The 5,123-nt window shown below is 64.3% G+C and carries 4 protein-coding genes and 1 pseudogene; 2 read left to right on the top strand and 3 right to left on the bottom strand.

All coding sequences use genetic code 11. The annotated features are described in order from the left end of the window. Positions 1 to 86 precede the first annotated feature (86 nt). On the bottom strand, positions 87 to 470 hold the full coding sequence (locus tag KBZ15_RS18150; protein ID WP_255016624.1) for a VOC family protein: 384 nt from the start codon (positions 468 to 470) through the stop codon (positions 87 to 89). A 139-nt stretch (positions 471 to 609) separates the two neighbouring features. Between KBZ15_RS18150 and KBZ15_RS18145 the strand changes: the two genes are divergently transcribed. Both KBZ15_RS18145 and KBZ15_RS18140 read left to right on the top strand, forming a co-directional pair. Continuing rightward, positions 610 to 2,133, top strand: coding sequence for an MFS transporter (locus KBZ15_RS18145; RefSeq protein WP_255016623.1), 1,524 nt, complete (start codon positions 610 to 612; stop codon positions 2,131 to 2,133). A 32-nt stretch (positions 2,134 to 2,165) separates the two neighbouring features. After that, positions 2,166 to 3,182: an HlyD family secretion protein gene (locus KBZ15_RS18140; RefSeq protein WP_255016622.1), complete on the top strand. Its 1,017-nt coding sequence runs from the start codon at positions 2,166 to 2,168 to the stop codon at positions 3,180 to 3,182. Here the strand turns inward: KBZ15_RS18140 and KBZ15_RS18135 are convergent. Continuing rightward, positions 3,179 to 4,831 carry a TolC family protein gene (locus tag KBZ15_RS18135; protein WP_255016621.1) on the bottom strand — a complete coding sequence of 551 codons (1,653 nt, stop codon included), beginning with the start codon at positions 4,829 to 4,831 and terminating at the stop codon, positions 3,179 to 3,181. The two genes, KBZ15_RS18140 and KBZ15_RS18135, sit on opposite strands and share 4 nt — an antisense overlap. 40 nt (positions 4,832 to 4,871) lie before the next feature. Beyond that, a pseudogene (locus KBZ15_RS18130) lies at positions 4,872 to 5,123 on the bottom strand (porphobilinogen synthase); the annotation flags it as partial.

The raw sequence follows: 5,123 nt of genomic DNA, 5'->3' as shown, positions 1-5,123 counted from the left end.
AGCGCCGATCTGGCGAGCTTCGATAGCTGGCTGAAGGAACTGATCACCATTGGAGAGGCCGGCCGCAGGCCCCTTGGAGGACTTGGTCAGCCGGGCAGGTTGGAGGGGATTCCGCCGGCGGGCTCGTAGAGCATCTCCAGCCAGTTGCCTTCCGGATCCTGCAGATAGAAGGAGGCCGTGCCATCGCGGTGGTCGTGCACCGGGCCGCAGCTGTGGCCGGCCGCCACCAGGCTGGCGTGAACCCCATCCACCTCCGAGCGCTGGTGAAAGTGGAAAGCGAAGTGGGGGCCTGCGGCCCGGTAGCTTTCGCTGAGCAGCGCGATCCCCGTGCCGCCGCCTGGCCATTCCATATAGGCCCAGTCGTCGGCCTGCCAGGTGAGGCGTAACCCCAGCCCGCGATAAAACGCCACAGCCCGCTCCATGTTCTGGACCCGCAGGGCGACGTGACCGAGTCGGTGGCTGACGGACATGGGCAGCGGAGTGGCAGCGGTGTGAATCCTTCCATTGTCGACATGGCGGGGAGAAACTGAGGCCGCCCATGCCATCCGCTCCGTGCAACCTGCCTCACCGGGTCAGCCCAGCAGCTTATGGCTCACCAATCGCGGCGTGGTGGCCATTTGCTTCCTGGTGCTGGAACTGGTGTTCTTCTCCACCGACTCCGTTGGCGTACCAGCCCACGCCTATGTGAGCGGCGATGTGGGGGGGACCCCCTACATGTCTGTGTGGTTCATGGTGGCGTTTCTATTGCCAGCAGCGCTGATCATGCCGCTGTTGGGGAGCCTGAAGGAACGGGTGGGCGCGAAGGCGATCGCCACTTTGGGGCCGGGGCTCTTCGGTGTGGCCTGCCTGATCAGCGCCAGCGCCACCGATCCGCAGCTGTTCATCACCATGCGGGTGCTGCAGGGACTCGGCGCCGGAGTGATTCCGGCAGCGGCGGGGGGCTATCTGGGCGGTCAGCTGGGGGAGAAAAACGCGCCGATGGGCAAAGGGCTGGTCGCGCTGGCGCTGGTGAGTGGCTCCAGCCTCGGTATCCCTCTCTCCGCCTTTGTCACCTGGTACGCCAGCTGGCGGGTGCTCTATGCGGGCCTGGGCCTGGCGGCCCTGGCAGCGGTGGCAGTGATCGCCCGGCTGATGCCGGCCACCCCCGGCAACCCGCAGGCCGAGATCGACTGGCTGGGCTATGGGCTGATGAGCGGCGGCTTCGGGTTGCTGGCGCTCTCGCTAGTGGTGGGCAACCAGCGTGAATGGTTCGCCAGCCCGACCTATGTGGTGCTGCTGTGGAGCGCGCTGCTGCTGCTCGGCCTATTCGCTTGGCGAGTGGCGGCGGTGCCGAAGCTGATCAATCTGCGCATCTTCCAGGACGTCAACTACTGCATAAGCGTCGTGAACCTGAGCTCCGTGATGTTTTTTCTGTTCATGGTGTTCGCGATCGTGCCCCGCTTTCTGGTGGTGGTGACGGAGAACACCATCGAGAACTATGCCTGGACCTTCATCCCCTTTGTGGCCACCACCATGGCCACCGGCCTGATGGTCACCCCAGGGGTCAGCCCGCACCTGATCGCTGCCACGATTCCAGCCAAGAAGAAGCTCTGTGCCATGGCGATCTTCTGCTTTGCCTGCACAGCACTGTGGATGGCCAACACCAGCGCCCAGCAGGACAACAGCACGCTGAGCCTGCAGCTGATGGCGGTGGGCGTGTGCTTCGCCCTGATCAATTGCCTGGAGATTCAGATGTCGTTCTCCACCATGGCGGCCGAGCTGATGACCAGCGCCAGCTCGGTTCTGTTCTTCTGCACCAACATCTTCAAGGCCCTCTCTGGCGGCGTCACCGCAGCCATCATCACGGCCACAAGCCAGGGCAGCTGGGAGCGCTTCCGCGAGCAGATCAACGCCGGCAACCCGGCACTCGACGCCTTCCAAAGCTCCCTGAGCGGCCATCCGATGGGCAGCGGCGGTGACGGCTGGTCGCAGGGCTCCCTGGAGTTGATGAACAAGGCGATCAGCCAGCAGGTGGAGGTGGTGTCCTTCATCAACATCGCCACCATGGTGGGCCTGGCGCTGCTGGTGCTTGCCGGTCTGCCGATGCTGCATCGCAGCGGGAGTTCACAGACCAGACCCGGCAGCGCCCCCTAAGCTCCGGCCAACAGCGTGCAGCGGATACCCTCGTGAGCGCCACCGGCATGCCCCCAGCCAACCGCACAGCCCAGCCGCGGCGCACCCAGCTGATCGCCGGCGGGGCGATCGCCTTGACGGCGGCAGGACTGGTCGGCTACTTCGCTTACAACAACTACCGCCCCAGCACCAACGACGCCTACGTTCACGCTTACACCGTGACCGTGTCACCGTATGTGGAGGGCTACATCAAAAGCATTCACACAGAGCCCAATGACTTTGTGAAGAAAGGGCAGCTGATTTACGAAATCGTACCGCTCCCCTTTCAACTGAGCATGGCGCAACAGGAGCACCAGCTGGAGGCGGCCATCGCCCAGAGGGCGGGCCTGGAAGATCAGCTACTCAAAGCTCGACAAGCGCTGAACGACCAGCAGGCCAATCAATGGATCGTTGATCTCAACCAGCAGCGCTATGCCTATTTGCAGCAGCAACAGGTCGTAGCACTGGAGAAGGAGCAGGAATTCGAGGCCACCAAGCTCGAGGCGAGGGCAGAGGTCAAGAGCGCCAAGCTGGAGATCTCACGCCTGGAGAAACGGATTCGAGAGCAGGAGGCCAATATCAAAGCGCTGCGCGCCGCCGTAGGCAACGCTCGCGTGAATCTCAACTACACGCGGTACTACGCGCCGATGGACGCCTTCGTGAGCAACAACTTCAGCATCCGCGTCGGCCAATACGTGAAACCCGGGCAGGCGCTGTTCATGCTGGTTGACAACACTCAGTGGTGGGTGGATGCCAATTACCTTGAGTCACAGATCCATCGCATCCGCGATGGGATGCCGGCCCGGATCCGCCTAGACATGTATCCAGGGGTGGTCTTTGAGGGCCGGGTGATCAATATCAGCCAGGGCAGCGGCGCCTACTACTCGCTGCTGCCACCGCAGAACGCCACCGGCAACTGGGTGAAGGTGCCCCAGCGCTTTCCGGTGCGCATCCGCATGGAGCAGAACAGCCGGCACCCGCTACGGGCAGGCGCCACCGCCCACGCCACGGTCAACACGCTGGGCCGTTAATCGGCCGGCAGGTCAATCGGCAGCAGCACCGGCCCGCCGGGCTGCCGGGACACGGGCAACAGCTCCCGCAGCAGCTGGGCATAGCTCAGGTTGGCGAGGGTCGTGGCCTCTGCCCGCTGCTCCATCGCCGTGGTCAACGACTGAATTGTGTCCGCCAGATCGGTGTAATCCGCCAGCCCGAATTCATAGCGCGCGCGCGAATCGCGATAGGCCTCTCGCGAAGCCTGGAAGGAAGCATTGGCCGCAATGATCTGACTGAGGGCGGCGCGCTGGTCGTAGTAGGCGTTCTCCAGTCGCTGACGAATGGCATTGCGTTCAGCTGCTTCGCTCTGCAACGTGCGCTCCGCCGCAGCGCGGCTGGCCGCCACCGCCCCGGCCGTGATGCCGCCATCAAACAGGCGCCACTCCAGCGATAGGCCGGCCGACCAGTCGCCGCTGTAGCTGTTCAGCCCGGGAATGAAGGCTGGCCCCTTGCAACACCCTTCCAAATCGATGACAGGCGAGATGCTCTGGGCCGCGCGGTAACCAGCGGTAGCGAACAAACCGATGCGGGGTAGCAGCTCGGCAGCACGCCGATCCGCCTGACGCAGCAAGGCGATGCGGGCCGCCTCCAGAGCTTGCAACTGGGGGTTGTCCGCAAATCCCCGCACGATGGTCTCCGGCAGATCCAGGGGCCAGGGGGGCTGCAGCCGCACGGCCTCGCGGGCCTCCAGCGTCACGGTGAAGGGAACGTTGACCAGATTGCTGAGGCGACGCTGACTGCTGAGCCGCAGGGCTTCGGCCTGCTCCAGGCGGAAGCGGCTCTGCTGCAGCCGGGCCTGCGCCCGCAGCAGATCCACCCGCGGCACCAGCTCAGCCGTTTTCAACGCCTGCACCTGATCCAGAATCACCTGGTCGTTATCGACCACCACCTGGCGGATGCGCCGCAGCTGATCGGCGAGCTGCTGGCGGTAGTACGCCTCACTCACATCGAGCTGCAGCTGGCGCAGTCGATCGGCGTAACGCTGACGCGATACCTCCAGATCAGCCGTGACTTCCGCCAGGGCAGCACTGCGCTCGAAGCTCAGCAACTCATAGACCAGGTATAGGCCGGCAAAGCCCGCTCCGATGTTGGTCTGATAGCTGTTCGTCCCGCCAGTGGGGACATAGAAGGGGGAGTTGGGCCCGTAACCGGAAACGTCTCCATTGCCCTTCCAGGCCTTGTTGCCGCCAGCCTCCTGGCTGTAGACAACGCCGAGATCAAGGCCAACGACCGGAGTGAAACGCCCTCGCACCGAGCGCAGCCAGCCCTGCTGCTCCTCCACCCCGGCGATCTGCTGCAGCAGCAGCGGATCGTTCTGCACAGCCAGGTCAATCGCCTGTTGCAGATCCACCTTCAGCCGGCGCGTGATGGCCACATCGGCGGGCTCCTGCGGCAGGGCGGCAGCGGTCGGTGCCGGCAGGGAGGGCAGCGGTGCCGCCGACCGGCCTGAATCGGCCGGCGGCAGCACCCGATCCAACCGCTCCAGATCGCGGTCATAGGCCTCGAAGCTGCGCAGCAAAGGCCTGAGCGCCTCAGGTGTCCCCTGAGCGAAGAGCGGCTGCGGCGAGAGCAGAAACAGGCCAAAAGCACCCAAGGCGCCGCGGAGTAACTGCCTGGTGAACCACACTGCTCGCTTACCTCACACTGGCGGAATCATGCTGAGGGAATTAACCCTGCCTCAGCCACTGGGCCGCCTCGCAGGCGTGATAGGTGAGGATTAAATCGGCACCGGCCCGTTTGAAGCAGAGCAAGGTTTCCAGCACCACCGCTCGCTCGTCGATCCAGCCCCTCTCTGCCGCCGCCTTGACCATGGCGTATTCACCGCTGACGTTGTAGGCGGCAATGGGAAGCTCGGTTTCGCCCCGCAGCCGGTAAATGATGTCGAGGTAGGCCAGGCCTGGCTTCACCATGATGATGTC

This window comes from Cyanobium sp. BA20m-p-22 (assembly GCF_024346275.1).
In the GTDB taxonomy this organism is placed as follows: domain Bacteria; phylum Cyanobacteriota; class Cyanobacteriia; order PCC-6307; family Cyanobiaceae; genus Cyanobium_A.
Note: the sequence above shows the minus strand (reverse complement) of the source record. Positions and strands in the feature narration are given on the sequence as shown.

Excerpts from the sequence above, each read along its gene's own strand:
- KBZ15_RS18150 (WP_255016624.1), bottom strand. The coding sequence starts at position 470 with ATGTCCGTCAGCCACCGACTCGGTCACGTCGCCCTGCGGGTCCAGAAC.